Raw genomic sequence first — 25626 nt, 5'->3', positions numbered from 1 at the left:
TGTCACGCGCAGCCGGACTGGCTGCGCGTGAAACTGAATCAGGCTGTTCAGGGCTGGCGCTTTTTCAGGCGGTAGGCAAACTGGGCGCGGCTCAGGCCCAGCAAGCGCGAGGCCGCCGCCAGGTTGCCTTCGCTCTTGTCCAGCGCCTCCTGGATCAGGCGCTGTTCAAGCTCGTCGATGGAGAACGCCTGATCCGGCTGATTAAGGGAATCCAGCAGCGAGGTAGCAGGTGCCTGCTGTGCGCCCGCAGTCGATGCCTGACGCAGTGCTCCATGGTGATTCAGCGAGTAGGTGTCCTGTGGTAACGATTCGTTGCGGAAAATATGCACCAGATCGATGGCCTGGCCTTCATCACTGGCAATCAGGCCGCGCTCGATCAGGTTCTGCAATTCGCGCACATTCCCGGCAAAGTCATAACCCAGCAGGGTCTTCAGCGCGCGCATGGTCAATCCGGCCGGCGTCCTGCCGTACTCCTGACAGAAGCGCCCGAGAAAGAAATTGATCAGCAGCGGAATGTCATCGCGGCGCTCGCGCAGTGGCGGCAGGGCGATCGGGTAGACGTTCAGGCGATAGAACAGGTCTTCGCGGAAATCGCCCTCGGCCACCGCCTTGCGCAGGTCGACATTGGTCGCCGCCACCACTCGAACGTTGACCTTGATGCCGTGCACCCCGCCGACGCGCTCGATCTCGCGTTCCTGCAAGGCGCGCAGCAGCTTGCTTTGCCCGGCAAGGCTCAGAGAGGTGATTTCATCGAGAAACAGCGTGCCACCGTTGGCCCGCTCGAAACGCCCGGCTCTGGAATGCGTTGCCCCGGTATAAGCCCCTCGCTCCACACCGAACAGCTCGGCCTCGATAAGGTTGTCGGGGATGGCTGCGCAGTTGAGTGCAACGAACGGGCCTTCGCGGTTGCGGCTGAGCTGATGCAACTGGCGGGCGAACATTTCCTTGCCGACTCCGGACTCGCCGCTGATCAATACGGTTGCCGGGGTCATCGCCACCCGTTGCAACGCCTGGGTGGCCGCATTGAAGGCAGCGCTTGCGCCGACCAGCGGCTGGTCGGTGCCGGTCGGCGGGCTTGCCTCATAGCTCGCCGCTGGCGTCGGGACGCTGTGTACTGGCGCAGGTGAGTTGACCGCTCTCAGGTAGCTCAGGTCGCGTTCGACATCGCCCCATTGTTCCGAGGTCTTGCCGACCACACGGCAGTTCGCATGCCCCATGCCCCGGCATTCCACCTCGCGGAAAACCACCATCTGCCCGAACAGGCCGCTGACAAAGCCCGTGGCGTAACCGATTTCGGTCCAGCACACCGGGTCCTGGCCGATGCCATACGCTGCAACATGTTCGTCGGCTTCGCACGAGTGATGCCAGAGAAACTCCCCCTCGTAGAACCCCGACTCGGCGTCGAATTTGAAGTGCAGCGGCTCGACCTTGGTCATGCCTTCCAGGGTATGCAAGTGCGTACCGGCACGAAACGCCGACGAGGCGTCAGCCTGTGGCCAGCGTTCGCGAATCAATCGGGCGTCCCGCGCGCCAGACAGATACCCGGCACGGGTGAACATCCCGCGTGCCTGTTCCAGGCCCAGCCGTTCGATGATTTCACGGCGCAGGGTGCCGAACGATGAAGTATGCAGCAGCATCATGCGTTGGTCGTTAAGCCAGATGCGCCCATCATCAGGCGAGAAGAACAGGCAACTGGTCAATTCCTCAGCGGTTGGCGAGTCGCCTGCGTGCGTCTGACTGCTGTCGCCGCGAGGCGAGAAATGCTCGGTGGGGACGCTGTGATCGGGCAGCTCGCAGTGAGGGTTGTTCATGGATGTACCTCGGCCGGGCAATGGTCGAAATGATCAAATTAAGGCTTGATCAATAAACATAACTTCATCAAATGAACAAGCGTGTCCGCGTAGAGTTTCTGCCTGAGGGGCTCGACGCTTCAATAAGGTCGTCGCAAACCCTTGTCCCAAAGCGGTCGAGTGATGACATGATGGTCGGATTACAATCCCGGCACAGCCTTTGCTCTGACGTACGTACGGCGCATGTTTCCCATGGCAAATGGGGCAGGCGATTACAACCATAAAAGCCGGAGTTAATATGTCAGCGTCTGATGGCACCCCTCTGTTGCAACGCGCGATTGAAGCCGAATGCGTTTTCAATGGCGATTGGATTCCTTCCTCGTCTCCTTCCTTGCCCGTCATCGAGCCTGCGACCGGCGAGCTGTTGATGAACACAGCCATGGCCGGTGCCGCAGACATTGCCGTCGCCTGCCGAGAAGCCGCGCTGGCCCAACCTGCCTGGGCGGCGCTGGGGCCGCGTGAAAAGGCCGACATATTTCTTCTGGCCGCCGATCATGCGGTCTGTGCGTTCGATGAACTGGCCCTGTATGTCGCCCGCGAGACCGGCGGCAGCCTGCACAAGGGCCAGCACGAAGTGAACGAGACCATCGTGTTGTTGCGTCAGGCAGCGGGCATGCTGTCACAGGCCCATGGCCATGGTCTGATGCTGCCGAGTCAGGCCGGTCGTCTGTCCTATGCGCGGCGTGTTGCGCATGGTGTGGTGGGGGTGATATCGCCGTTCAATTTTCCTCTGGTACTGTCCCTGCGCTCGGTCGCTCCGGCCCTTGCTGCCGGTAATGCCGTGGTGCTCAAACCCGATCCGCAGACGCCGATCAGCGGCGGTTTCCTGATCGCCCGGCTGTTCGAGGAAGCCGGCCTGCCCAAGGGGCTGCTGCACGTGCTGCCGGGTTCGGCTGATGCTGGCGAAGCGCTGTGCCGCGACACCAACGTGCAGATGATCACCTTTACCGGTTCGACCGGGGCCGGACGCAAGGTTGCCGAGGCTGCGGGCCGCAACCTGAAGAAAGTGTCGCTGGAGCTGGGCGGCAAGAATCCGCTGGTCATTCTCGAAGACGCCGACCTTGATCTGGCCGCCAGCAATGCGGCGTTTGGTGCCTGGCTGCACCAGGGGCAGATCTGCATGGCCACCGGGCTGATCCTGGTGCACGAATCCATTGTCGCCGACCTGACCCGCAAGCTGGCGGACAAGGCGCGGGCGCTGACGGTGGGTAACGCGGCACGCGGTGAGGCTGCTCTGGGGCCGCTGATCAACAAACGGCAGTTGCAGCACGTGCATCAGGTGGTCAGTGACAGCCTGCAGGCCGGTGCGCGACTGGAAACCGGTGGCGAGTATGAAGGCCTGTTCTATCGACCGACCGTGCTCAGCGGCGTGAAACCCGGCATGCGCGCATTCGACGAAGAGATTTTTGGCCCGGTGGCCGTTGTGGTCAGTTTTTCCACAGACGAGGAAGCCATCGAACTGGCCAATCGTTCCGAGTATGGCCTGGCGGCTGCGGTGATTTCCCCGGACGTCGGCCGCGCGACGGCAATTGGCGACCGACTCAGGTGCGGCATGTTGCACATCAACGATCAGACAGTGGCCGATGAGTGTGTCAACTCGTTCGGCGGGCGCGGTGCGTCGGGCAACGGCAGCAGTGCTGGCAGCCCCTCGGACTGGGATGAATACAGCCAATGGCAGTGGGTGACGGTGAAGAACCAGGCACCGGCCTATCCATTCTGAGTCTGACTGATATTCCATGCTTCATTGCAGCGAGTGATGTGATTCAACGGCAAAACGTGATCCAACAACAATAAGAGCGCGTGATTATGAACCTGAATAACAAAACACTGATCGTCACTGGTGTGTCATCCGGTATCGGCGCTGAGCTGGCACGTGTGGCACGCTTCCAGGGTGCCCGGGTAATCGGCATCGATCGTCATGAACCGCAGTTGACCGTGGACAGTTTCTTCCAGGCGGACCTCGCCGATCCAGACAATATCGATGCATTGATCGAGCGTTTGCCCAAGCAGATCGACGGCCTGTGCAACATTGCCGGCGTACCCGGCACAGCGCCCGTTCAGGCGGTCGCCCAGGTCAATTATCTCGGGCTGCGTCACCTGACCCAGCGTTTGCTGCCACGCATCGCGCCGGGCGGCAGTATTGTCAATGTGGCGTCGATACTCGGTTCACAGTGGCCGGAAAGGCTGGAGTTGCACAAGGCGCTGGCCGCCACCGAAAGCTATAGCGAAGGGCAGGAGTGGCTGGCGGCCAATCCGGTCGCCCATGAAACCTGCTACCAGTATTTCAAGGAAGCGCTGATCGTCTGGAGCTTCAGGCAGTCGCAGGAATGGTTTCGCGATCATTCGGTGCGCGTCAACTGCGTGGCACCGGGGCCGGTGTTCACACCGATTCTGGGAGACTTTGTCAGCATGGTTGGCCAGGAGCGGGTCACCCGCGATGGCCTGCACATGAAGCGTCCTGCGCTGGCCGATGAGGTGGCCGAGGTGATTGCGTTTCTGTGTTCCGACGCCTCGCGCTGGGTCAACGGTATCAACTTGCCGGTGGATGGAGGGTTGGCCGCTTCTTACGTGTAATGGCTGCACGTGTTGCAACCCCGGCGACGCGCTCGTGGCGTCGGGGCTATTGAAAACAACAACAATAAGTACAGGAATCACAAGATGCCCAAGTCTGTCTTGCGTACCGTTGCGACCGTATCATTCATCGCCCTGTCATCGACTGCATACGCCTATGACTTGCCCGGCCTCAACCTGGGCAACACCAGTTTCTACGACGGATCCCCGGCGCCTGCGGGGCCGGGCTGGTATCTGGAGGAGTATCTGAACTATGCCAAGGCCAATCGCTTCAATGACGTGAATGGCGACAAACTGCAACTTCCCAAACAGGACGTGGATGTATTGGCGGTGACTACGCAGATCATCTACGTCGGTCAGCCAATGGCCAATGGGGCCATGCCGGGTATTACCGCAATCAACACGTCGTTGGCGCATGTCGACGTGGATGACGGTCTGGGCAACACCGCCCTGAGTTCGCGCGCCGGTTTCGGCGATCTGGTCATCGGCCCGTTTCTGCAACTGCCGACGATCACCCGTGCCGATGGCAGTCCGCTGCTGACCCAGCGTATCGAGGCGGACATTGCGATTCCGATCGGTGCCTACGATCGCAATCGCTCGATCAACCCCGGGAGCAATTTCTGGTCATTCAACCCGTACTACGCCGCGACTTACTGGTTTTCGCCGAAATGGTCGGCCAGCGGACGTTTCATGTATTTGTGGAACGGCAAGAATGATGACCCGCAAGCCGGGTTCGGCAATGTTTCCGATACGCAGGCAGGGCAGGCGCTGCACGCCAACCTGACCTTGCAATATGCGGTTAACGAGCAACTTTCGCTGGGGCTCAACGGTTACTGGCTCAAGCAGTTCACGGACACCCAGGTGGATGGACATGATGTCAGCGGTCGCAAGGAAAAGGTTTGGGCCATTGGCCCTGGCTTCCTGTATGCCTTTAACAAGGAGAACGTGCTGACGGTCAATAGTTACTTCGAACAGGGCGCGGAAAACCGCACCGAAGGTAATAAGCTGGTGCTGAATTTTCTGCACAAGCTGTAAGGCATTGGAATGTTTTGACTATCGTTCCAACGCTCCGCGTTGGAATGCCGTTCGTGACGCTCTGCGTCACACAAGGGTTCTGCGATGTCAGGTGGATTGAGGTTCGGCTCAGGTCACCTTTTCGCCCCTCGGCGAGTTACTTTGATGGGGCCAAAGTAACCAAAGCCCCTCGCTCCTGTTTCCGGCCCGACTTCGTCGGGTTCCTTCGCCCTGACACTGATCCGGGGGTCGCCGCAACGGGCCATCCATGGCCCAGAGTGTGTAAAAACCAGCCCAAGTATCGGCTGCGCGTAGCGCAGACGATACTTGGCTAGCCGGAACGCCTTGAAAGTCCTGCCATCGCTCTAATCCGCCCTTAAGGCCGTTAATAGCGCTTTACAGCCCCTTTTATCGGGCGCAATGGAGGCTTTTCAAGCCGCCAGCGCTTTTACAAGATTCTGCGTGCCGAGGATGTTCATTACCCGCTTCAAGTTATAAGCAAGCACGTTCAAACTCATTTCGGTGCTCACTCCGCCAAGCCGTCGCGTCAGAAAATGCGTTGCACCCATCCACTGCTTGAGAGTCCCGAAGGGGTGCTCGACGGTCTGCTTGCGGATGGTCATTACCTGCGGCGCGTTAGCCAGGCGGGCCTGCATTTCTTCCAGTACTGCCTCATGTTCCCAGCGCCGAATTTTTCGCTCTCTGGCCGGTGTGCATTGCGCCTTTATCGAGCAGGCCTGGCAGTTGGAGCGCCAGTAAACGTCCAGCTTCTTGCCCTTGTCGATGTAAGAGTTGCGCCAGATCAGCACTTGATTGGCGGGGCAGACGTACACATCGTTGTCCGCGTCGTAAACAAACTCGTCATTGCCGAAACGGCCATCAAATTTGGCCCGCGAGCTCAGCGTTTTTGGCACATAAGCTGTGATCCCTGCCTCGTGACAGGCCAGGATTTCTCCGCTTTTGTAATACCCGCGGTCCGCCACCACCGACAACGATTCGACTTGCATCACCTCACGGGCCTGCTGGGCCATCGAACTAAGTTGATCAAGGTCGTGACCCACATTGATCACCTCGTGCGCGACGATCAAATGGTGCTTGGTATCCACCGCGGTCTGTACGTTGTAACCCACGATACCTTTTCCCCCACTGCTCATCATTGAGCGCGCGTCCGGATCGGTCAGCGAAATTTGTTTGTCCGGGGATTCTTCAAGCTGTACCTCGATGGTCTGCAACGCCTTCATTTGCTCCTTCAATTTGGCGATCTTCTCCTCTAGGCCGCCTTTGGGGCCTGCAGTCTTGGGCTCTTCCCGATCAGCCGCATCCAGCCCCTTTAGATAAAGGGCAATGCTTGATTCAATCTCTTCCATCCGACGCTTCAGTTTGGCACTGGTGAAATTGCGATCGCGGTGATTGACCGCCTTGAATTTACTGCCATCGATGGCAACGAAATGCTCCGAGAAAAGCCCCAATTGTTGACACAGCACGACAAACTGCCGACAGACTCCTCGAATGCCCTTTGCGTTGTCTTTGCGAAAGTTGGCGATGGTCTTGAAATCCGGCATCAGGCGACCGGTCAACCACATCAGCTCGACGTTGCGCTGCGCCTCGCGCTCAAGGCGTCGGCTTGACTGGATACGGTTGAGATAGCCGTAGATGTAGATCTTCAGCATGACTGCAGGATGGTAGGCCGGTCGGCCCGTTTCAGCGGGGACAGCGCTTTCAAAACCCAAGGTGATCAGGTCGAGCTCATCCACAAAGACATCGACAACGCGCACCGGATTGGTGTCGCTGACGTAATCGTCGAGACTCTCGGGAAGCAAGGTACTTTGACCTCTGTGTTCACCTTGAATGAAGCGTTTCATGGGCAACCCTTGCAATGAAATCCTGGGGAATCATAGCAAAGGTTTACCTTGGGTTTTTACACAGTCTGGGCCCGGTGCGGCTAGCCTGGCGTCCTGCCAGGCTACCCCCGGATCAGCGCCAGGACTCAGCCGTCACTAACGTCGCACTCTGCGTCGACAGTGCCATCGCGATCAAAAAAGCAGCCTGAGATCTAAAACAAATCTCACTTAACCCCCAGAACGATGTGACACGGATTGCTCATTGTTATACATAAATCCGCTTTTGATTCTGGCCGGAGGCCGTGGGAGTGGACCGGGCGACGCTTCGCTTGTTGGCGAAGAGGGTCTTGATCAGCTCGACTCTGCAGCCTTGAGCTCACGCTGCTCGACGGCGACTGACCTGGACAGCACTGTGATCGCTGCCAGTGCGGCAATCACCAGGCCTGGCGAGGTAGCCAGCAGTACGCCGGCGGTTCCTGCACCAGCGCCCAGCAGTTGTCCGGCCGCCAGGGGACCGGCGACCGAACCGAGACGGCCGATGGCCACTGCTGCACCCACACCGGTGGCACGTACCGAGGTCGGGTAGGCGGGCGGGGCCAGTGCATACAGCACCAACTGCGCGGCGATGACAAACACCCCGGCTGCAAACCCGGCAACGGCCATCGGTACGATACCGACCGACAGACCCACGCCTGCCAGCGCCGCGAGCAAACCGGCGTAGACGAACAGCACGACCTTGATGCCATTGCAGCGATCGAGCAACAACCCGCCCAGCAACGAGCCCAGCGCGCCGCCGATATTGAACAGCATCTGCACCATGCCTGCCTGCGGTTTGCTGAAACCCTGACCGATCAGCAGTGAAGGCAGCCAGTTGAGCAGCATGTACATCACGGTCAGGGTAAAGAAGTAGCCAAGCCATAAAGCCAGTGTCGTGCGCGCCCGGCCTTCGCCGAACAACGCAGTGGCGCTTGAATACCGAACGCTGTCAGCAGTGGTCTGCTGTTTGAAAGCGCTGGACTCGGGCAGTAACAGGATCATCAGCGGAGCTACCAGCAGCGGCACCAGACCGCCGATGATGAACGTGGTTTGCCAGTGCTCGCTGGTGAACATGGCCACAACCGCCGCGAGGGCACCACCCAATGGAACACCGGCGTACATGACGCTGATGGCCAGCCCGCGGTGACGTTCGCTGACGGCTTCTGCGCACAAGGCGATCAGATTGGGCAGCGCGGCCCCCAGACCCAGGCCGGTCATGAAGCGCACCAGCAACAGTCCGGAAAAGCTCTCGACATAAGCAGTGCTCAGTGAAAAGACCCCGAACAGCAGCACTGCGCTGACCAGAATCCTCTTGCGGCCGATGCGATCGGCGATCCATCCGCCAAAGAACGCGCCAGGCAGCAGCCCGATGATCCCGGCGCTGAATACCCAGCCCATCATTTTCGGATCGAGGCCGAAGGTCTGGCGCAATCCGGCGGCGGCCGTTCCCGCAGCCTGCAGGTCGAAGCCCTCGATGAGCGCAACGATAAAACACAAGACAATGGTCAGCGTCGATCGACGTAACGGACTGTTCATGGCAAGCCTCATTGTTGTTTTTGTTGTGGAGAAAAGCCTGTTCCCCAGCGCCAATCGAGGCGTTGTCACAGGTATTCATCAAGGTAACAAAAATAACTAAAAAGTGAATCTGGCCGAAAGACTCGTAAAAAACCAGGCTTAGTCTTTTAAAAACATTGAGTTAGAGGAGTAATGTTGAGCGACCGATAAATTAGTTAATCATATTAATGTTCGATTATCGGTCAGTTTGGATTGACGTCGCCGCTGAATATTTCAATTCTCTGCTCACGGACCTGCAATCAAGCGCCGGACCGACTCCAAAAACAACAACAATAAGTGGACACCGAACATGTCGAAGCTCGCTCATGATGCAGCAAGCACTGTGTCAGCTCCCTTTTTTCGTGGAAAACGTTGTGGCCTTGCGCTGGGCCTGCTGGGTATCAGTGCCATTCCCGACCCGTCACAGGCGCAGGGTTTTCTGGATGACAGCCATGGCACACTGACGCTGCGCAACTATTATATGGACCGCGATTACAAGGATGATGGCACCAGGACTGCGACTCGGGAGTGGGCGCAGGGCTTCATCATGAATGCGGAGTCCGGCTTTACCCAAGGGCCGGTGGGGTTCGGCCTCGATGCGCGAGCGCTGGTCGGCGTGAAGCTGGATTCCTCGCCAGACCGCAGCGGCACCGAGCTGTTGCCGGTATCCGCCAGTGATGGCCGGGCGGCTGACGAGTATTCGCGGCTGGCCCTGACCGGCAAGCTGAAATTCCACGAAACCACGCTCAAGACCGGTGACGTGTCGATTTTCCTGCCATTCGCCTTCGCCAGCCCCTCGCGACTGTTGCCGCAGACCTTCCGTGGCACCACGCTGACCTCGAAGGATATAGATGACCTGACCCTCCATGCGGGCTACATCGACCGCGTCAACAAGCGTGACTCCAGCAACTACCAGCCCATCAGCATCGCTTCACCGAACCGCCGTTTCAACGGGGCGGCAACGTCGTCGCACATGGCTTATGCCGGAGGCGATTATCAGGTCAACAAGGACCTGAGCCTGCGTGCGTATCACGCCGAAGTAGACGATCTCTATACCCAGAACACTCTGGCCCTGTTGCACAAGCTGGCGATTGGCGACGGCGAACTGACCACCGATCTGCGCAGCTTTTTCAGCCGCGATACCGGCAGCGCGAAAGCCGGCGAAGTCGACAACCAGAACCTGTCCGCGTTGTTCGGCTACAGGTGGGGAGGGCACAGCGTCAGCCTTGGCTACATGCATTCCAGTGGCGACACGGCGACGCCTTATGTCTCGGGCACCGAGCTGATGGGGCTGAGCGAGATGACCATGAGCTCTGACTTCCTCAACGCCAAGGAGCGCACCTGGCAAGCTATCTACGACTATGACTTCACGGCGGTCGGGCTGGTCGGGCTGCGCAGTCGCCTGCGTTATGTGCGCGGCGACAACATCGAGCTGGCCGCTTTCAATGCCGATGATCGCAAGGAGCGTGAGTTTCAGATGGAGCTGGGCTACGTTGTGCAAAGCGGTCCACTGAAGAACGTCGGGCTGCTGGCGCGCAAGTCGATCTATCGCAACGATTTCCCGGCAGGTGCAGCCTTTCGTGACGAGAACCAGACACGCTTCATCGTGCAATACAGCTTGCCGCTCTGGTAACCACCCCGCCTTGACGGCAGGGAAGCCGTTTACGATTGATACACCTTTTTCAGCAACCTGAGCAGGTCTTGACGTTCCTTCTGATCCAGCGCGGCAGTGGATTCCAGGTCGCTGTCCACGGCGATCTGTTTCAGCTCGCGCAGCAGTGTTTCGCCGCTTTTGCTGAGAAAGATGCCGTACGAGCGCTTGTCCGGCTTGCAACGCACCCGGACGGCCAGCGCGCGCTCTTCGAGCTTGTTCAGTAACGGGACGACCTGAGGCGGTTCGATCGCCAGCGCCTTGGCCAGGTCTGCCTGCATGAGACCCGGGTTCTGCTCGATGATCGCCAGTGCCGAGAACTGCGCCGGGCGCAGGTCGTGTGCGGAAAGACGTCCGATCAGGTTCTGGAACAGCTTGAGCTGTGCGCGGCGCATGGCATAACCGATCAGATCATCCAGCGCAGAATCCGTTGGCAAACGTGCCTCGGCAGCCTGTACGGGAGCCTGGCAGGCGTCGGCGATGTCAGATGGCTTGGCCATTGAAAATGCGGTCCTTATGGTTTGATGGGTCAATCAGCCGATCAGTTTGCCGAGGTTGGCGAACGATAGCTATGGGGCATACGTGACTGTGACCAGCCTGTTCGGGCGGAGTGCCGAGATTTTGATTAATGTGAATAACAGTTAATTGACATAACTATATTTGCGGTTTAGCTTTGAGTCATCTTCAAGCCAAGAACAAGAGAGCATCGCCATGAGCAAATATGAAGGTCGCTGGTCAACCATCAAGGTCGAGATCGAGCAAGGTATTGCGTGGGTCATCCTCAATCGGCCGGAAAAGCGCAACGCCATGAGCCCGACTCTGAACCGCGAAATGATCGATGTGCTGGAAACCCTTGAGCAGGATCCCGATGCGGGGGTTCTGGTGCTGACCGGTGCGGGTGAGGCGTGGACCGCTGGCATGGACCTCAAGGAGTACTTCCGCGAGGTGGATGCCGGACCGGAAATTCTTCAGGAAAAAATCCGGCGCGAAGCCTCCCAGTGGCAGTGGAAGATGTTACGCATGTACGCCAAGCCAACCATCGCAATGGTCAACGGCTGGTGCTTTGGTGGTGGCTTCAGCCCGCTGGTGGCCTGTGATCTGGCGATCTGCGCCGATGAAGCGACCTTCGGCCTGTCGGAAATCAACTGGGGCATTCCGCCCGGCAACCTGGTGAGCAAGGCCATGGCCGACACCGTGGGCCACCGCCAGTCGCTGTACTACATCATGACCGGCAAAACCTTCAATGGTCAGAAGGCCGCTGAAATGGGCCTCGTCAATGAAAGCGTACCGCTGGCGCAACTGCGTCAGGTGACCATCGATCTGGCCAATAATCTGCTGGAAAAAAATCCGGTGGTGCTGCGCGCCGCCAAGCACGGCTTCAAACGCTGCCGCGAACTGACCTGGGAGCAGAACGAAGACTACCTGTACGCCAAGCTCGACCAGTCACGTCTGCTGGACAAGGAAGGCGGGCGCGAGCAGGGCATGAAGCAGTTCCTCGATGACAAGAGCATCAAGCCTGGCCTGGAAGCTTACAAACGCTAGTCGGGTAACCAGAAGTTTTAAAGCCGAGTCTGTCGTTCCTGATAAAGATAATAAAGAGGAATCACCATGCTGGACGTGCCCCTGCTGATCGGCGGCCAGTCGTGCCCCGCGCGTGACGGACGTACATTTGAACGCTGCAACCCGGTGACCGGCGAGGTGGTTTCACGGGTGGCCGCAGCGACTCTGGAAGATGCCGATGCGGCGGTCGCAGCCGCTCAGGCTGCGTTCCCCGGCTGGGCAGCGATGCTGCCCGGCGAGCGTCGGGCGCGTCTGCTTGAAGCTGCTGCGCAGTTGCAGGCCCGCAGCGGCGAGTTCATCGCTGCTGCCGGCGAAACCGGCGCAATGGCTAACTGGTACGGCTTCAACGTACGGCTGGCCGCCGACATGCTGCGCGAAGCGGCATCCATGACAACGCAGATTACCGGCGATGTGATTCCCTCCAATGTTCCCGGCAATTTTGCCATGGCGCTGCGCCAGCCCTGTGGTGTGGTCCTGGGTATCGCGCCGTGGAATGCGCCGGTGATTCTTGCCACGCGAGCCATTGCCATGCCACTCGCCTGCGGCAATACCGTGGTGCTCAAGGCTTCGGAGCTCAGCCCCGCCGTGCATCGGCTGATCGGCCAGGTGCTGCAGGATGCCGGGTTGGGTGACGGGGTGGTGAACGTGATCAGCAATGCGCCTGCCGATGCGCCGGCGATTGTCGAGCGTCTGATTGCCAACCCCGCAGTGCGACGGGTCAATTTCACCGGTTCCACTCATGTAGGCCGCATCGTCGGTGAGCTGTCGGCGCGGTATCTGAAACCGGCACTCCTGGAACTGGGTGGCAAGGCACCGTTTCTGGTGCTCGACGACGCCGATCTCGACGCGGCAGTAGAGGCTGCCGCCTTTGGCGCCTACTTCAATCAGGGCCAGATCTGCCTGTCCACCGAACGGCTGATCGTCGACCACAAGGTCGCCGATACCTTCGTTGCCAGGCTGACGGCCAAGATCAAAACGTTGCGCGCTGGCAATCCGGATGACAGTGAATCGGTCCTCGGGTCGCTGGTGGACGTGGGTGCCGGGACGCGCATCAAAGGCTTGATCGATGACGCCGTGGCGCGTGGCGCAACGCTGGTGATTGGCGGGCAGTTGCAGGGCAGCATTCTGCAACCGACGCTGCTCGACGGCGTGACAGACGCCATGCGCCTGTACCGCGAAGAGTCCTTCGGCCCGGTGGCCGTGGTGCTGCGCGGCGACGGTGACGAGGCGCTGTTGCGGCTGGCCAACGATTCGGATTTCGGTCTCTCGGCGGCGATTTTCAGTCGTGACACCAGCCGGGCCCTGGCGCTTGCGCAACGGGTCGAGTCCGGGATCTGCCATATCAACGGACCCACCGTGCACGACGAGGCGCAAATGCCGTTCGGCGGGGTGAAATCCAGTGGCTATGGCAGTTTCGGCGGCAAGGCTTCGATCGAGCAATTTACCCAGTTGCGCTGGGTGACGTTGCAGAACGGGCCACGGCACTATCCGATATGAGGCATCCGATATGAGGCCTCCGATCTGAACCCTTCCAGGCCGGCGGCAACGGTCTTTGCACAAGACTGAGCCTCCGGTGAGTCAGGCACAACAATAACAAGGCTGCAGCCCTGGTGCTGCAACGCTCGGCCCGAACTGCTGCATGGCGTTTGGCGCCTGCGTACCTTGATGGAGAGAACGCACGTGAGTTCCGATATCAGATCGTCAACGCTGCAGAGTGAAGATAATCCACCGCGCTATCGTCAGGTCTCCATCGGCCACCCGCCCATCGAGGTGCGGGAAGAGCAGGGCGTTCTGCACATGCGGGCCCTGGAACCCCTGGCCCGGTTACCCGACCGGCTGCTCGACCGACTGGTGCATTGGGCGCAGTTGCGTCCGCAACAGACCTTCATTGCCGCCCGCGACAGCCGTGGCGGCTGGCGCAAGGTCAGTTATGCCGAGATGCTGACTGACGTGCGCGCTATCGCACAGAGCCTGCTGGCGTACGGACTTTCCGCCGATCGGCCGCTGGCGTTGCTGTCAGGTAATGACATCGAGCACTTGCAGCTCGCTCTGGGTGCCATGTACGCCGGCATTCCCTACTGCCCGGTCTCACCGGCGTATTCGGTCATGTCTCAGGATTTCGCCAAGTTACGACACGTCTGCGACGTGTTGCGGCCAGGACTGGTATTTGTCAGTGATGCCGCGCCGTTTCAGCGAGCCATCGATGCGGTCATTGCGGCCGACACGCCGGTCATCACTGTGCGCGGACAGCTCAATGGCAGGCCTGCGCTGACCTTCGCCAGCCTGCTCGAAGAACCGGGTGGCAGCGAGGCGGATGCGGCTTTCCTGGCCAGCGGCCCCAACACCATCGCCAAGTTTCTGTTCACCTCGGGCTCGACCAAACTGCCCAAGGCGGTGGTGACCACCCAGCGCATGCTGTGTGCCAATCAACAGATGCTGTTGCAGACATTTCCGGTGTTCGGCGAAGAGCCGCCCGTGCTGGTCGACTGGCTGCCCTGGAACCACACCTTCGGCGGCAGTCATAACCTCGGCATCGTGCTGTACAACGGCGGCACTTTCTATCTGGACAACGGCAAGCCAACCGCTCAAGGCTTCGCCGAGACCCTGCGCAATCTCAAGGAAATTTCGCCTACCGCTTACCTGACTGTGCCCAAGGGCTGGGAGGAGCTGGTCAACGCACTGGAGCAGGACGCCGAGCTGCGCGAGCGATTCTTCTCGCGTATCAAGCTGTTCTTCTTCGCCGCTGCCGGCCTGTCGCAAAGCATCTGGGATCGCCTTGACCGGGTGGCCGAGCAGCATTGCGGCGAGCGGATCCGCATGATGGCCGGACTGGGCATGACCGAGGCTGCGCCGTCCTGCACCTTCACCACCGGGCCCTTGTCGATGGCCGGTTACATCGGCCTGCCCGCACCGGGATGCGAAGTGTGTCTGGTGCCTGTGGATGGCAAGCTCGAAGGACGTTTTCGTGGTCCGCACATCATGCCGGGCTATTGGCGCTCGCCACAGCAGACTGCCGAAGTGTTCGACGAGAACGGCTTCTATTGCTCCGGCGATGCGATCAAGCTTGCCGATCCTGCGGCACCCGAGCTGGGCCTGATGTTCGACGGGCGTCTGGCCGAGGATTTCAAGCTGTCGTCGGGCGTGTTCGTCAGTGTCGGGCCGATGCGCAATCGGGCGGTGCTGGAAGGCTCGCCGTACGTGCAGGATGTGGTCATCACCGCGCCTGACCGCGAATGCCTCGGGGCGCTGGTGTTTCCCAGAGTGCACGAGTGTCGGCAACTGGCCGGGCTGGATGCACAGGCCACGGATGCACAGGTACTGGCCAGTGCGCCGGTACGTGAGTGGTTCGCCGGCTGGCTGGCGCGCCTGAATCAGGGCGCGAACGGCAACGCCAGCAGGCTGGAGTGGATCGTGCTGCTTGATCAGCCCGCGTCCATTGATCGCGGCGAAATTACCGACAAGGGGTCGATCAACCAGCGCGCTGTTCTGCAGTGGCGCGCAGACAAGGTCGAAGCGCTGTACCGTGATCAGGATCCGGACAAGCTCCGTGCCGAGCCCAAGGCATGAGTGGCAGCGGGCAGTATTCGGCATTCAGTGACGTGGCCATCGTCGATGCGGTGCGCACGCCCTGGGTGGATCTGGGCGGTGCTCTGGCACCTGTCTCGCCCATCGATCTGGGTATCAAGGTCGGCCGCGAGGTTCTGGCGCGTGCCTCCATTCAGGCGGATCAGGTCGACAGCGTACTGGCCGGTTCGATGGCGCAGGCCAGTTTCGATGCCTACCTGCTGCCCCGGCACATCGGCCTGTACAGCGGCGTCGCGCACAGCGTTCCGGCATTGGGTGTGCAGCGTATCTGTGCCACCGGTTTCGAATTGTTGCGCCAGGCCGCCTTGCACGTGGGCGAAGGCGGGCAGATGGCGCTGTGCGTCGCCGCCGAGTCCATGTCGCGCAACCCGATCGCGGCCTATACCCACCGCAATGGCTTCTCGCTCGGTGCCGCTGTGCAGTTCAAGGATTTTCTCTGGGAAGCGCTGTATGACCCGGCACCGGCGATGGACATGATCGCCACGGCAGACAACCTCGCAAGGCGTCATGGGTTGAGCCGTGAGGCGGTGGACCGCTATGCCTTGCTCAGCCATGAGCGGGCGCTGCAGTCGCAGGTTTCCGGCAAATGGACCGAGGAAATTGTCCCGGTCAGCAGCGAGCGCTTTGCGCTGGAAGGCTATCAGCCGCGCGGCATCGAGTTGCCGCGAGGGGTTGAAGTGGTCGCGCAGGACAGCCATCCGCGTGCGACCCATCTGGCAGCGTTATCGCGTCTGCGCGCCATTCACGCGAACGGGGTGCAGACCGCAGGCAATAGCTGTGCGGTGGTCGATGGCGCGGCGGCGGCCCTGGTGGGGCGTGCTTCACAATCGACGCGACCGGTGTTGGCGCATCTGCTGGCCAGCGCGGTGACGGGTGTGGCGCCAGAGTTCATGGGCATTGGCCCCGCACCTGCGATCCGCTTGCTGTTACAGCGCAGCGGGCTGGCACTGAGGGATATCGGTCGACTGGAAATCAATGAAGCGCAGGCCGCTCAGGTTCTGGCAGTGGCACAAACGCTGGAGCTTGACCACGAGCGGCTCAACTGCCTGGGTGGATCACTGGGCCTGGGCCACCCGTTGGCAGCCACCGGGCTGCGTCTGGTCATGACCCTGGCCCGGCAACTGCGCGACGCAGGCTTGCGCTACGGTATCGCTGTAGCCTGCGTCGGCGGCGGGCAGGGCATGGCGCTGCTGATCGAGAATCCCCGCTATGCCTGCAGCGCTGTCTAACCAGGAAAATGCCCGCAAATGCGACATTTTCCTGCGTTAAACGCTACGCCCCACGCAGGTCATCCTTTAGCGCTTGACCGAATCGTAGCGAACGGTGAATCTCGCATCTCTCGATCCCACGGAACCCCGTCTATGCGTGCCCTCGCTGAGCTTTCTTTCGATTTCGTCTGGCATTTGATGTTCACGGATGACAAGCAGCTCGACCAGGATCTGGCGGTGCGCTCGCTGGAAAATCTTTGCGATTGTTTTTCGTCGATGTCCGACGAAGAGAAAAGGGCGTTCATCGCGGTGGCTCATGAACGCAAGGCGCGCCTTTTCGCTGTGCCCGATGCCGACGGCTACTCGCCGATACGCCTGGCCACCGAAGAGCAGGCGCAGTTTCTCGATCATGTGGTGTCCGGGCAGTTTTTCCAGCAGTTCGAAGAGCCCCTGGCGGCGGATGCCAGCGACCGCGTGGTGCCGATTCGCCGCTGAGTGAACGCAGGCCGCCCGGTTATTGCTCGACGGCTTCCGGCAACCTGGCGATGACCTTGATCTCGAAATCAAAGCCATACAGCCAGGTCACTCGGCCACCGGCACGCCATCCGCAATAGCGTGTCGCGGGTTCAACGCCGTGCCGACAGTTGCTGCGGGGCCAGAAATGCATCATGGAAATAGTTGCGGAATGCCTGCATCGCCGGGCTCAGTTCTCGTTCGCGGTGCCAGGCCAGGCCGACGCTCATGGGCGTTACCGTGTCGGTGACGGTGATCGTTTCGATACGCTTGCCTTCCAGCGACCAGGGGCGATGCACCAGATCGGAAAGGATCGCCACGCCGCTGCCGTTGGCGACCATGCTGCGCACGGCTTCCACCGAGCTGGTGCGGATTCTGACGTTGGGCTGCTGTCCGGCCAGCTCCCAATAGCGCATGGCGCTTTGTTCGGCTTCGTCGACGGTCAACAGGATATAGGGCTCCTGCGCGACATCGGCGAGGCTGACAGAAGCGCGTTGGCACAGTGGGTGATGGCTGGACAGCCATAGGCGGCGCTCGGAGTTGAACAACGTTTCCGAGATAATATCCGGGTGAGTGATATTTGCTGTCAGCACCACCGCCATGTCGAAGCGACCTTGCAGCAGGCCTTGTTCGATGGCGTGTCGTTCCTGCTCATGCACTTCGATGGCCACGTCCGGGTGCCAGTGTTCCAGGCGCTGCAAATGATGCGGCAGGAAGTAGCCGATGACCGTGTAGCTGGCGGCCAGGCGCAATACGCCGCTGGCGCGGATATCGGGCAGCGGGCTGTTCAGCGCATCATCGACGCTGCGCAGGATGACGTAAGCCCTGTTGAGAAAGTGGCGGCCTGCTTCAGTCAGGCTCATGCCTTGCGCCGAGCGCTGAAACAGCAGGGTGCCGAGCATGCCCTCCAGTTCCTTGATCGCCGTGGTGACCGCCGATTGGGAAATGTTCAGGTGAATGGCCGCCTGCGAGATCTGCCCGATCTCGGCAGTTGCCACGAAATAACGGACCTGGCGCAAGGTCAGGGACATAAGCACTCCAGACAGAGGTTCCAATGGGCGGGGTATCTGTTTTTCAGAAGATGGCGTATCTGTTAATAGATCTACCCAAGGGGTGCAACTGAATTTAACGTGGTTTGCATGAAGCCGGATAGCCCCTTGTCCGGCCAGCCACAGGAGCAACAGCCATGCAGGTGGATTTCAACTCGGACATGGGTGAAAGCTTTGGCGCGTGGACCATTGGTGACGGCGTCGATACTGAATTGATGACCTATATCAGCTCCGCCAATGTTGCGACCGGTTTTCACGCGGGTGACCCTGGCACGATGCGCCGCACGATCGAGCAGGCGAAACGCCTGGGCGTTGCTATCGGCGCACACCCGGGGTTCCGCGATCTGGTCGGCTTTGGTCGCCGGCATATCAACTCGACGCCCCAGGAACTGGTCGACGACATGCTCTACCAACTGGGTGCCCTGCGCGAGCTTGCGCGGGTGCAAGGCGTGGCCTTACAGCATTTCAAACCCCATGGCGCCTTGTACATGCACCTGGCCAGGGATGACGCCGCAGCCCGCCTGCTGGTGGAAAACCTGCAGCGCCTGGAGCCTGATTTGCTGCTCTACTGCATGCCCGGTTCGGTTATCTGCAAGATCGCCGAAGAGCTGGGCCAGCCGGTGATCCGCGAGTTCTACGCTGATCGCGCTTACGACCTCAGCGGCTCCATCGTCTTCACCCGTCACGTACGCGCCCTGGACCCGACCGAAGTCGCAGCCCGCGTGGTGCGCGCGTGCCTGCAAGGTCTGGTGCGTACTGTCGAGGGTGAGGACCTGAGCATCGAATTCGATTCGATCTGCCTGCACAGCGACACGCCGGGCGCGCTGGACCTTGCAGAAGCGACACGCCTGGCGCTAGACGCTGCAGGCATTGAGGTGCGTGCACCGCGTTGAGTCAAAGGCATCGTGTGCACAGACGCACGAGCCGTGTTACTGATTTTTGCCTGCCGTTCTACAACGATTTCAAGAAAGGAACAGACATGGCTGATCCGATTCGCTACAGCTTTGGCGCTGATGAACATCTGTTCGCCGAGGTCAGTGACAGTATGTCGCTGGAAGCATTTTTCAAGGGGCTGGCGGTGACCCGTGCGGTCGAGCGTCTGGCGCTGGACGGTGTGCTGGACGTGTGTCTGGCCAACGCGTCATTCCAGATTCGTTTTGACCCGGACCGCATCGCACCACACGTCTTGCTTGAAGCGGTGAGGGCGGCCGAGGCCGGTGCGGTCGCCGAACGCACCCTGCAGACCCGGATCATCGAGATCCCGGTGCTGTACAACGATCCATGGACCCACGAGACCCTGATGCGTTTTCGTGACCGCCATCAGGACCCCGGTTCCACCGACCTGGAATACGCTGCGCGCATCAATAACCTGGCGGATGTCGATGCTTTCATCGCCGCGCACAGCGGCGCACCGTGGTTCGTTTCGATGGTCGGTTTTGTCGCCGGTCTGCCGTTCATGTTCCAGATGGTTGAACGCGAGCGTCAGCTGCAGGTGCCCAAATACCTGCGTCCGCGCACCGATACTCCCAAGCACACACTCGGCCACGGCGGCTGCTTCGGCTGCATCTATTCGGTACGCGGAGCGGGCGGTTATCAGATGTTTGGCGTCACTCCTGCGCCGATCTATGACCCGCAGCAGAAGCTGGCCTACCTGAAAGAGCACATGGTGTTCTTCCGGCCGGGCGATATCGTCCAGTTCAAACCGCTTGACCGGCAAGCCTACGACGAGGCTGTCGCAGAGGTGGAAGCCGGGCGCTTCGACCTGCTCATCCGCCCGGTCGAGTTTTCACTGGATGCCTTTCTGGCCGATCCAGTGGGCTATCCCAAGTCGTTGCAGGAGGTGCTGGCATGATCAAGGTGCTCAAACCCGGTCTGGCCACCTCGGTTCAGGACCTCGGCCGCGAGGGCTATTATCACCTGGGCATTCCGCCCTCCGGTGCGCTCGACCAGTACGCCCTCAGCGCCGCCAATCAGCTGGTCGGCAATCCACCCGGCGCGGCCGGGCTTGAATGCACGCTGCTGGGACCGGAACTGGAGTTTCAGTGCGATACGCTGGCTGCGGTCTGCGGCGCACACATGGCGGCGCGCCTCGACGGTGTGGAAATGCACCACGACACCGCCTTTGCGGTGAAGGCCGGGCAAGTGCTGCGTTTCGACTTTCCCAAGGACGGTGCGCGCACCTATCTGGCCGTCGCCGGCGGCATTGATGTGCCGCTGGTGCTGGGCAGCCGTTCGACTTACACGTTGGGTGCGCTTGGCGGTGTTCAGGGTCGTAGACTGGCCGCTGATGACCAGCTGCCGATAGGCACACCCAGCGGCAAGGGACGTGCCGGCGCCAGTCTGCCAATGGCCTTGCGCCAGTCTCTGGGTGGTGAGGTGTATCTGCGGGTCGTGCCGGGCCTGTATTACGAGCGCCTGACCGAATTTGCTGCCACCAGTTTTTTCTCCGAGCCCTGGAGCGTAGGGTCGGAAGCCGACCGCATCGGTTATCGCTTCAAGGGGGGCAGGGCGCTGACCTTCCAGCCCAGGGAGCAGCCCTTCGGCGCCGGTTCCGATCCATCCAATATCGTCGACAGCTGCTACCCGATCGGTTCGATTCAGGTGCCTGCCGGGCTGGAACCGATTGTGTTGCACCGTGATGCGGTGTCGGGCGGGGGCTACGCGATGATCGGCACGGTGATCAGCGCGGACCTGGATCTGATCGGTCAGATGCAACCCAATCAGACCGCCCGATTCGTGGCCGTAACGCTGGAGGAGGCGCTGGAGGCGCGCAAGTCATACAAGAAGAAGCTGGCGTGCCTGAGCAAACTGTTTCCTTCCTGAGGCTGTCAGTCGGCCTGCCCGGACTCCAGTTGTGCCCGCATCTTCGCGCGGCACACCTCGAGTATTTCGTCCGCCAGCGGTGAGTCATTCGGGCAGCTGCGTGACAGCAGCAGTGCCCCCAGCGCATGGGCAAAGCGGTCGATGGTATTTGCCCGTGCCTGCTTCCATTCTTCGTCGTCGGGCGCTGCCTGCGCGGGAGCAAGCGCTGCCAGCAGGCTTTCGATGCCTTCGGCGAAGGTTGCTTTGACCTCGTCCGACTGGCGCGCTGCATCGCCGCTCAGCGCGGCCATGGGGCACCCCGTGCCAAGGTTGTCACGATGCTCCCGGGACAGGTAGTGATCAATGAACTGCGCTGGATCGATGCCGGTCGATTTCGCCACGGTCTGCGCGATGGCGCAGGCTGCCGACTCGGCCATCAGGTCGGATTTGGAAGCGAAATGCTTGTAGAACCCGCCGTGGGTAAAGCCTGCCGCAGCCATCAGATCGGCCACCCCGACACCGTCATAGCCATGCTCGCGAAACTGGACGGACGCCGTCTCGACGATGTGTGCCCGGTTGGCCTGGGCCTGCGCCTTGGTAACTCTCATGCAGGTTGCCTCTTTGCCTGTCTGGTGGTGGCTGTCTGGGCCTGGAAGAGCGTGAATATAGCATTGATGCTGACCGTCATCAAAACCGCTGATCGTCAGGATGCTGGCTGCAGGAGATGGCTGGCAAGCAACACGGATCTTCGCCCTCGCGTTGAAAGTGTTAGCGTATTCCCCGCGTTTTTCTTTGTAACAAGAAAGCTCAGACTAGTCGTCAACCTGTTTATGGCACACAAAGCCCCCAATGCTGATGGGCAGTTGGCCCCTCAGGAGAGAGCACTATGCATCGAACGAAAATTTCCGCAGCACTGGCCATGATTTCCGCCGCCACACTCGCTACTTCGCTGGCCTACGGCGCGACCGCCATTCCATTGCCTGCCAGTGCGCCTGCCGACAAACCGATCGGCAAGCTCGAACAGGTGCATGCCTTTTATGACGCGATGCCTACCGGCGTGACGGTGACTGAAACCGGACGGATCTTCGTCAATTTCCCGCGTTGGGGTGACAAGGTGCCGTTTACTGTGGGCGAGATTCGTGACGGCAAAGTGGTTGCCTACCCCGATCTGGCGGTCAACAAGGAGAACCCCAAAGACCCTGGCGACGGGCTGATCAGCGTGCAGAGTGTGGTCGCCGATGGCAAGGGTCGTGTCTGGCTTCTGGACACGGCCGCACCGGGCTTTGCGTCTCCGCGTCGAGGCGGCGCCAAACTGGTTGCGGTGGACCTGGCCACCAACCGGATCGTCAAGCGCCTGGTGTTTCCGGATAACGTCATCTTGCCCGGCACCTATGTCAACGACATGCGCTTTGACTTGCGCAAGGGAGCGGAGGGGACGGTCTATGTAACGGACTCATCCTTGAGCGGGCCGGGCGCGATCATTGTCATGGACATTGCCAGCGGCCACGCCGTGCGGCGCTTGAACGGGGCACAGGCTACGTCTGTCGATCCGGCTTTCGTTCCCGTCGTCGAAGGGGTTGCTGTGCTGGGCGATGGCCCGAACGGAACGCGCAAACCGGTCGGCGTCGCCTCGGACGGCATTGCGTTGTCGGCAGACGGCAAGACACTGTATTTCTCGCCGTTGTCCAGCCGTCATCTGTATGCCGTGGCCACCGAGTTGTTGAACGACAGCAAGGTCAGCGAGCAGCAGTTGGCAGCGGCGGTGCAGGACCTCGGGGAAAAAGGCGCTTCGGATGGCCTGGAGGCTGATGCCAAAGGCGCGGTATACGCCGGCGACTACGAGCATAATTCGATTCGCAAACGCCTGCCGGATGGCACCTGGCAAACGGTGGCACACGATCCGCGCATGCTGTGGCCTGACACCTTGTCGATCGGCCCGGATGGCTACCTGTACTTCATCGTCAACCAGTTGCACCGCCAGGCTAACTTCAACGCCGGCCACGACAAGCGGGAAAAACCCTACAGCCTGCTGCGTTTGAAAATAGACGCGGCGCCCGCACCCACCCATTGATCGAATCGAATACCGGAGCATCGATAATGAACGCACCTGCAAAGCCATTGGCCTTGATGGCAGTCCTGAAAGCCAGTGCCGGCAAAGAGTCGGCCCTGAAAACCGCATTATCGGCACTTGTGGAGCCGACCCGGGCGGAGCCAGGCAATATCGAGTACACACTGTTCGAAGCGCGCGATGAGCGCGGCACGTTCTACATGCGTGAATGCTTCAAGGATCAGGCAGCACTGGACGGCCATGTCGCCACGCCGCACTACCAACAGTTCGCGGCAGTCAGCGGCGAGTTGCTGGCAGAGCCGCCGCAGCTGATATTCCTGGATCAGGTATCGAGCTGAGTGTCCGAAAGGGCCCGGTCAGTCCGGGCCCATTCGCAGTGAGTTGATCAGTTCTGCGAAAGGGATGATAACGCACCGGACAGCGCAGCCACCCATTGCACAGCCAGCAAGATCACCAATCCCTTCGGCGCCCGCCGAATGAACCAGTACACCGTATTGAGCACCGCCGATATCAGATTGGCGAACCACAGTGCGGCAGCTGCAAGCACTCGATTTATTTGAGGCCAGTCGCCGTCCAGATTCAGAAAAAAGATAGCGATACAAACGCCAATAGCCATAAAAGCAATTGAGGCAAAGGCAATGTACCTGCTCAGGTAGAACGAGCTGAAGGGCATGCCCGTCTGGTTTTCCAATCCAGGGTAGGGTGCTGCAGGCATATCCATAAAGGCAGGGTGAATGGCTTTGTGAGGTGTCGCCTGGACGCCTGCGTGAGGCGCGGACGGTTCCGACTCAAGAAGACGGGTTTCAGGCTTTACTGAAGGTGGCGGACGGGCTTGATCAGATGCGTCATCCGGATGTGTACTGTTCATGGTGTTCGCTTCCTTTGCATGCTGCAGAGGTTATAACGAATGATTGGCGAATACGAGCCAGGGTAACCATGTCGGTTCGAACAGCAGACACGTCCTGCATCTGCTGTCCCGTTGCCTTAGAAAATATTGATCGGGTAACTCACGATCACCCGGTGCTCATCGGAATCACGCTGGCTGGCGAATTCGGTGCGCAGTTGCGCGTGGCGTAGCGCGATGCTGAGGTTTTTTGCCGGGCCGGACTGCACCACATAACTCAGGGTCACGTTGCGTTCCCATTCCTTCTTGTCGCCGTCGGACGTCTGGATGTTCGAGCCGCTTTCATACATCGCCAGGAAGTTCAGGCCGGGGACGCCCAGTCTGGCGAAGTCGTAGCCATAGCGAACCTGCCAGGTACGCTCTCCGGCACGCTGGAATTTACCGATCATTGACTCGGTCATGAAATAGGCAGTCGAGCCGTCACCCTGATTCAGCCAGACCGCGTCACTGTCGCCGGTCACGGCCTGGTAACCCGCAGCGAACGTATGGCCATTGATCAGGTAAGTGAACTGGGCGCTGGACAGGCGGCTGTCGACTTCACCCTTGGTGACGCCGTTGCCGTAATAACCTACTGTGTAGAACGCTGGGTCGTGACCGTTGGCACCGTCCGAGCGGTTGTCGAAATGGCGCAGGTCGGTGCGCAGGGTGCCTGGACCCAGTTGCATGTCGTATTTCAGGCCCAGAAAGTTCTGTTTGTAGAAGTTTTCCAGGTTGCCGTAGTAGTACTGCAAGGTCAGGTCTTTGGTCGGTTTGTAATCGACGCCTGCATAGTAGAACTTGTTGACGAACTCGCCGGTCAGCGGGTTGTTTGCACCCGGAATGGACATGCCCATCTGATTGGTCGAACCACGGCCCATGACATGTTCCAGCTGGCCTGCCGTGAACGTGAAGTCCTTCAGGTCGCCAGACTGAATCTGCCCGCCACGAAAAGTCTGTTGCAACATGCGGTCGGTGGACATTACCACCGGCAGCATCGGCACCAGCGTGCCGTATTTCAGTTCGGTCTTGGAGACGCGTGCCTTGAGCGTCGCCCCCAGGCTGCTGAACTCGTCGACCGCACGACCGTCGCTGTCCGTGGGGAAGATATTGCCGTTGAACGCCGTGCTTTGCGGGTTGTAGTGACGGCCTTTGCCCGAGTCCAGACGAATGCCCAACTGGCCGAGTGCGTCGACACCGAAGCCCACTGTACCCTGCGTGTAGCCTGACTGGTAGTTGAGCATGAAGCCCTGGCCCCACTCCTGCGTGTAGTTCGGGTCGGCAGCGCCGCTGCGATTGTCTGCGTTACTGAAAAAGTTGCGCGCGAGAATGCTGGCCTTGCTGTCCTCGAGAAAACCTTCGGCGTAGCTCTGCTGAGCGATCAGCAGACCACAAAAGCCCGCAACGAAAGGGGTGGCGCGATTGATACGCTCCATCGGGTTCA

Annotated in this window: 22 protein-coding genes and 1 pseudogene; 14 read left to right on the top strand and 9 right to left on the bottom strand. The window is 60.2% G+C overall.

From position 1 onward, the window contains the following. Positions 1 to 47: 47 nt before the first annotated feature. On the bottom strand, positions 48 to 1811 hold the full coding sequence (locus tag AC54XV_RS14450) for a sigma-54-dependent Fis family transcriptional regulator (RefSeq protein WP_024642851.1): 1764 nt from the start codon (positions 1809 to 1811) through the stop codon (positions 48 to 50). Positions 1812 to 2088: 277 nt separating this feature from the next. On the opposite strand from AC54XV_RS14450, the gene AC54XV_RS14445 reads away from it, so the two are divergent. The 3 genes from AC54XV_RS14445 (at position 2089) to AC54XV_RS14435 (ending at position 5456) form a co-directional block, all read left to right on the top strand. Next, on the top strand, positions 2089 to 3570 hold the full coding sequence (locus tag AC54XV_RS14445; protein ID WP_058398308.1) for a benzaldehyde dehydrogenase: 1482 nt from the start codon (positions 2089 to 2091) through the stop codon (positions 3568 to 3570). A gap of 86 nt (positions 3571 to 3656) precedes the next feature. Continuing rightward, entirely contained in the window at positions 3657 to 4424 is a 768-nt protein-coding gene (locus tag AC54XV_RS14440) for a coniferyl-alcohol dehydrogenase (RefSeq protein WP_003401012.1), read from the top strand. Between the two features lie 84 nt (positions 4425 to 4508). Further along, positions 4509 to 5456 (top strand): SphA family protein, encoded by a 948-nt coding sequence (locus tag AC54XV_RS14435; protein WP_011267926.1) that lies wholly within the window; start codon positions 4509 to 4511, stop codon positions 5454 to 5456. A 410-nt stretch (positions 5457 to 5866) separates the two neighbouring features. Here AC54XV_RS14435 and AC54XV_RS14430 read toward each other — a convergent pair whose 3' ends face one another. Together AC54XV_RS14430 and mhpT are read right to left on the bottom strand one after the other, a co-directional pair. After that, positions 5867 to 7297, bottom strand: a complete 1431-nt coding sequence (locus AC54XV_RS14430; protein ID WP_060409751.1) for an IS1182 family transposase — start codon at positions 7295 to 7297, stop codon at positions 5867 to 5869. A gap of 330 nt (positions 7298 to 7627) precedes the next feature. Beyond that, positions 7628 to 8848 (bottom strand): 3-(3-hydroxy-phenyl)propionate transporter MhpT, encoded by a 1221-nt coding sequence (gene mhpT / locus AC54XV_RS14425; protein ID WP_032655723.1) that lies wholly within the window; start codon positions 8846 to 8848, stop codon positions 7628 to 7630. A 328-nt stretch (positions 8849 to 9176) separates the two neighbouring features. Here mhpT and AC54XV_RS14420 point away from each other — a divergent pair, with 328 nt between their 5' ends. Beyond that, entirely contained in the window at positions 9177 to 10499 is a 1323-nt protein-coding gene (locus AC54XV_RS14420) for an OprD family porin (RefSeq protein WP_054091210.1), read from the top strand. Between the two features lie 29 nt (positions 10500 to 10528). On the opposite strand, the gene AC54XV_RS14415 is transcribed toward AC54XV_RS14420, so the two are convergent. Beyond that, on the bottom strand, positions 10529 to 11017 hold the full coding sequence (locus AC54XV_RS14415; RefSeq protein ID WP_003401022.1) for a MarR family winged helix-turn-helix transcriptional regulator: 489 nt from the start codon (positions 11015 to 11017) through the stop codon (positions 10529 to 10531). 211 nt (positions 11018 to 11228) lie between these two features. On the opposite strand from AC54XV_RS14415, the gene AC54XV_RS14410 reads away from it, so the two are divergent. The 5 genes from AC54XV_RS14410 to AC54XV_RS14390 all read left to right on the top strand — a co-directional run bounded on the left by AC54XV_RS14410 (position 11229) and on the right by AC54XV_RS14390 (position 17365). Beyond that, the gene (locus AC54XV_RS14410) at positions 11229 to 12059 is read left to right on the top strand and encodes a p-hydroxycinnamoyl CoA hydratase/lyase (protein WP_003401024.1); all 831 of its coding nucleotides are present in this window, start codon (positions 11229 to 11231) and stop codon (positions 12057 to 12059) included. A 66-nt stretch (positions 12060 to 12125) separates the two neighbouring features. Further along, positions 12126 to 13574: an aldehyde dehydrogenase gene (locus AC54XV_RS14405; protein WP_024660133.1), complete on the top strand. Its 1449-nt coding sequence runs from the start codon at positions 12126 to 12128 to the stop codon at positions 13572 to 13574. A gap of 183 nt (positions 13575 to 13757) precedes the next feature. Further along, positions 13758 to 15644 carry a feruloyl-CoA synthase gene (locus tag AC54XV_RS14400; protein ID WP_024643270.1) on the top strand — a complete coding sequence of 629 codons (1887 nt, stop codon included), beginning with the start codon at positions 13758 to 13760 and terminating at the stop codon, positions 15642 to 15644. Continuing rightward, positions 15641 to 16891 carry a thiolase family protein gene (locus AC54XV_RS14395; protein ID WP_496716963.1) on the top strand — a complete coding sequence of 417 codons (1251 nt, stop codon included), beginning with the start codon at positions 15641 to 15643 and terminating at the stop codon, positions 16889 to 16891. Before AC54XV_RS14400 ends, AC54XV_RS14395 begins: the two co-directional genes overlap by 4 nt. Before the next feature lie 132 nt (positions 16892 to 17023). Continuing rightward, positions 17024 to 17365, top strand: coding sequence for a hypothetical protein (locus AC54XV_RS14390; RefSeq protein WP_003401038.1), 342 nt, complete (start codon positions 17024 to 17026; stop codon positions 17363 to 17365). Between the two features lie 19 nt (positions 17366 to 17384). Here AC54XV_RS14390 and AC54XV_RS14385 read toward each other — a convergent pair. Continuing rightward, positions 17385 to 17465, bottom strand: a pseudogene (locus AC54XV_RS14385) (RidA family protein); the annotation flags it as partial. 31 nt (positions 17466 to 17496) lie between these two features. Further along, positions 17497 to 18414, bottom strand: a complete 918-nt coding sequence (locus AC54XV_RS14380) for a LysR family transcriptional regulator (RefSeq protein ID WP_003401040.1) — start codon at positions 18412 to 18414, stop codon at positions 17497 to 17499. 155 nt (positions 18415 to 18569) lie between these two features. On the opposite strand from AC54XV_RS14380, the gene AC54XV_RS14375 reads away from it, so the two are divergent. From AC54XV_RS14375 to AC54XV_RS14365, 3 genes are all read left to right on the top strand, one after another. Then, complete coding sequence (locus AC54XV_RS14375) at positions 18570 to 19325, top strand: 5-oxoprolinase subunit PxpA (RefSeq protein WP_024643271.1); 756 nt, start codon at positions 18570 to 18572, stop codon at positions 19323 to 19325. Between the two features lie 86 nt (positions 19326 to 19411). Next, positions 19412 to 20284 (top strand): 5-oxoprolinase subunit B family protein, encoded by an 873-nt coding sequence (locus tag AC54XV_RS14370; protein WP_003344902.1) that lies wholly within the window; start codon positions 19412 to 19414, stop codon positions 20282 to 20284. Further along, positions 20281 to 21255 (top strand): 5-oxoprolinase subunit C family protein, encoded by a 975-nt coding sequence (locus AC54XV_RS14365; RefSeq protein ID WP_496716960.1) that lies wholly within the window; start codon positions 20281 to 20283, stop codon positions 21253 to 21255. Before AC54XV_RS14370 ends, AC54XV_RS14365 begins: the two co-directional genes overlap by 4 nt. 5 nt (positions 21256 to 21260) lie before the next feature. On the opposite strand, the gene AC54XV_RS14360 is transcribed toward AC54XV_RS14365, so the two are convergent. Then, the gene (locus AC54XV_RS14360; RefSeq protein ID WP_024643273.1) at positions 21261 to 21842 is read right to left on the bottom strand and encodes a TetR/AcrR family transcriptional regulator; all 582 of its coding nucleotides are present in this window, start codon (positions 21840 to 21842) and stop codon (positions 21261 to 21263) included. 278 nt (positions 21843 to 22120) lie between these two features. Between AC54XV_RS14360 and AC54XV_RS14355 the strand changes: the two genes are divergently transcribed. Both AC54XV_RS14355 and AC54XV_RS14350 read left to right on the top strand, forming a co-directional pair. Continuing rightward, complete coding sequence (locus tag AC54XV_RS14355; RefSeq protein WP_011267915.1) at positions 22121 to 23305, top strand: L-dopachrome tautomerase-related protein; 1185 nt, start codon at positions 22121 to 22123, stop codon at positions 23303 to 23305. 26 nt (positions 23306 to 23331) lie between these two features. Beyond that, on the top strand, positions 23332 to 23640 hold the full coding sequence (locus AC54XV_RS14350; protein ID WP_058399020.1) for a putative quinol monooxygenase: 309 nt from the start codon (positions 23332 to 23334) through the stop codon (positions 23638 to 23640). A 47-nt stretch (positions 23641 to 23687) separates the two neighbouring features. Here the strand turns inward: AC54XV_RS14350 and AC54XV_RS14345 are convergent, their stop codons facing one another. After that, on the bottom strand, positions 23688 to 24170 hold the full coding sequence (locus AC54XV_RS14345) for a hypothetical protein (RefSeq protein WP_058399021.1): 483 nt from the start codon (positions 24168 to 24170) through the stop codon (positions 23688 to 23690). Between the two features lie 116 nt (positions 24171 to 24286). Further along, entirely contained in the window at positions 24287 to 25618 is a 1332-nt protein-coding gene (locus tag AC54XV_RS14340; protein WP_058399022.1) for an OprD family porin, read from the bottom strand. Positions 25619 to 25626 lie beyond the last annotated feature (8 nt).

The sequence above is a fragment of the Pseudomonas fragariae (ex Marin et al. 2024) genome (assembly GCF_059621105.1).
The sequence above is the reverse complement of the archived record's forward strand: the minus strand, read 5'-3'. Positions and strand labels throughout refer to the sequence as shown.

Excerpts from the sequence above, each read along its gene's own strand:
- AC54XV_RS14450 (WP_024642851.1), bottom strand. The coding sequence starts at position 1,811 with ATGAACAACCCTCACTGCGAGCTGCCCGATCACAGCGTCCCCACCGAG.
- AC54XV_RS14445 (WP_058398308.1), top strand. The coding sequence starts at position 2,089 with ATGTCAGCGTCTGATGGCACCCCTCTGTTGCAACGCGCGATTGAAGCC.
- AC54XV_RS14440 (WP_003401012.1), top strand. The coding sequence starts at position 3,657 with ATGAACCTGAATAACAAAACACTGATCGTCACTGGTGTGTCATCCGGT.
- AC54XV_RS14435 (WP_011267926.1), top strand. The coding sequence starts at position 4,509 with ATGCCCAAGTCTGTCTTGCGTACCGTTGCGACCGTATCATTCATCGCC.
- AC54XV_RS14430 (WP_060409751.1), bottom strand. The coding sequence starts at position 7,297 with ATGAAACGCTTCATTCAAGGTGAACACAGAGGTCAAAGTACCTTGCTT.
- mhpT (WP_032655723.1), bottom strand. The coding sequence starts at position 8,848 with ATGAACAGTCCGTTACGTCGATCGACGCTGACCATTGTCTTGTGTTTT.
- AC54XV_RS14420 (WP_054091210.1), top strand. The coding sequence starts at position 9,177 with ATGTCGAAGCTCGCTCATGATGCAGCAAGCACTGTGTCAGCTCCCTTT.
- AC54XV_RS14415 (WP_003401022.1), bottom strand. The coding sequence starts at position 11,017 with ATGGCCAAGCCATCTGACATCGCCGACGCCTGCCAGGCTCCCGTACAG.
- AC54XV_RS14410 (WP_003401024.1), top strand. The coding sequence starts at position 11,229 with ATGAGCAAATATGAAGGTCGCTGGTCAACCATCAAGGTCGAGATCGAG.
- AC54XV_RS14405 (WP_024660133.1), top strand. The coding sequence starts at position 12,126 with ATGCTGGACGTGCCCCTGCTGATCGGCGGCCAGTCGTGCCCCGCGCGT.
- AC54XV_RS14395 (WP_496716963.1), top strand. The coding sequence starts at position 15,641 with ATGAGTGGCAGCGGGCAGTATTCGGCATTCAGTGACGTGGCCATCGTC.
- AC54XV_RS14390 (WP_003401038.1), top strand. The coding sequence starts at position 17,024 with ATGCGTGCCCTCGCTGAGCTTTCTTTCGATTTCGTCTGGCATTTGATG.
- AC54XV_RS14380 (WP_003401040.1), bottom strand. The coding sequence starts at position 18,414 with ATGTCCCTGACCTTGCGCCAGGTCCGTTATTTCGTGGCAACTGCCGAG.
- AC54XV_RS14375 (WP_024643271.1), top strand. The coding sequence starts at position 18,570 with ATGCAGGTGGATTTCAACTCGGACATGGGTGAAAGCTTTGGCGCGTGG.
- AC54XV_RS14370 (WP_003344902.1), top strand. The coding sequence starts at position 19,412 with ATGGCTGATCCGATTCGCTACAGCTTTGGCGCTGATGAACATCTGTTC.
- AC54XV_RS14365 (WP_496716960.1), top strand. The coding sequence starts at position 20,281 with ATGATCAAGGTGCTCAAACCCGGTCTGGCCACCTCGGTTCAGGACCTC.
- AC54XV_RS14360 (WP_024643273.1), bottom strand. The coding sequence starts at position 21,842 with ATGAGAGTTACCAAGGCGCAGGCCCAGGCCAACCGGGCACACATCGTC.
- AC54XV_RS14355 (WP_011267915.1), top strand. The coding sequence starts at position 22,121 with ATGCATCGAACGAAAATTTCCGCAGCACTGGCCATGATTTCCGCCGCC.
- AC54XV_RS14350 (WP_058399020.1), top strand. The coding sequence starts at position 23,332 with ATGAACGCACCTGCAAAGCCATTGGCCTTGATGGCAGTCCTGAAAGCC.
- AC54XV_RS14345 (WP_058399021.1), bottom strand. The coding sequence starts at position 24,170 with ATGAACAGTACACATCCGGATGACGCATCTGATCAAGCCCGTCCGCCA.
- AC54XV_RS14340 (WP_058399022.1), bottom strand. The coding sequence starts at position 25,618 with ATGGAGCGTATCAATCGCGCCACCCCTTTCGTTGCGGGCTTTTGTGGT.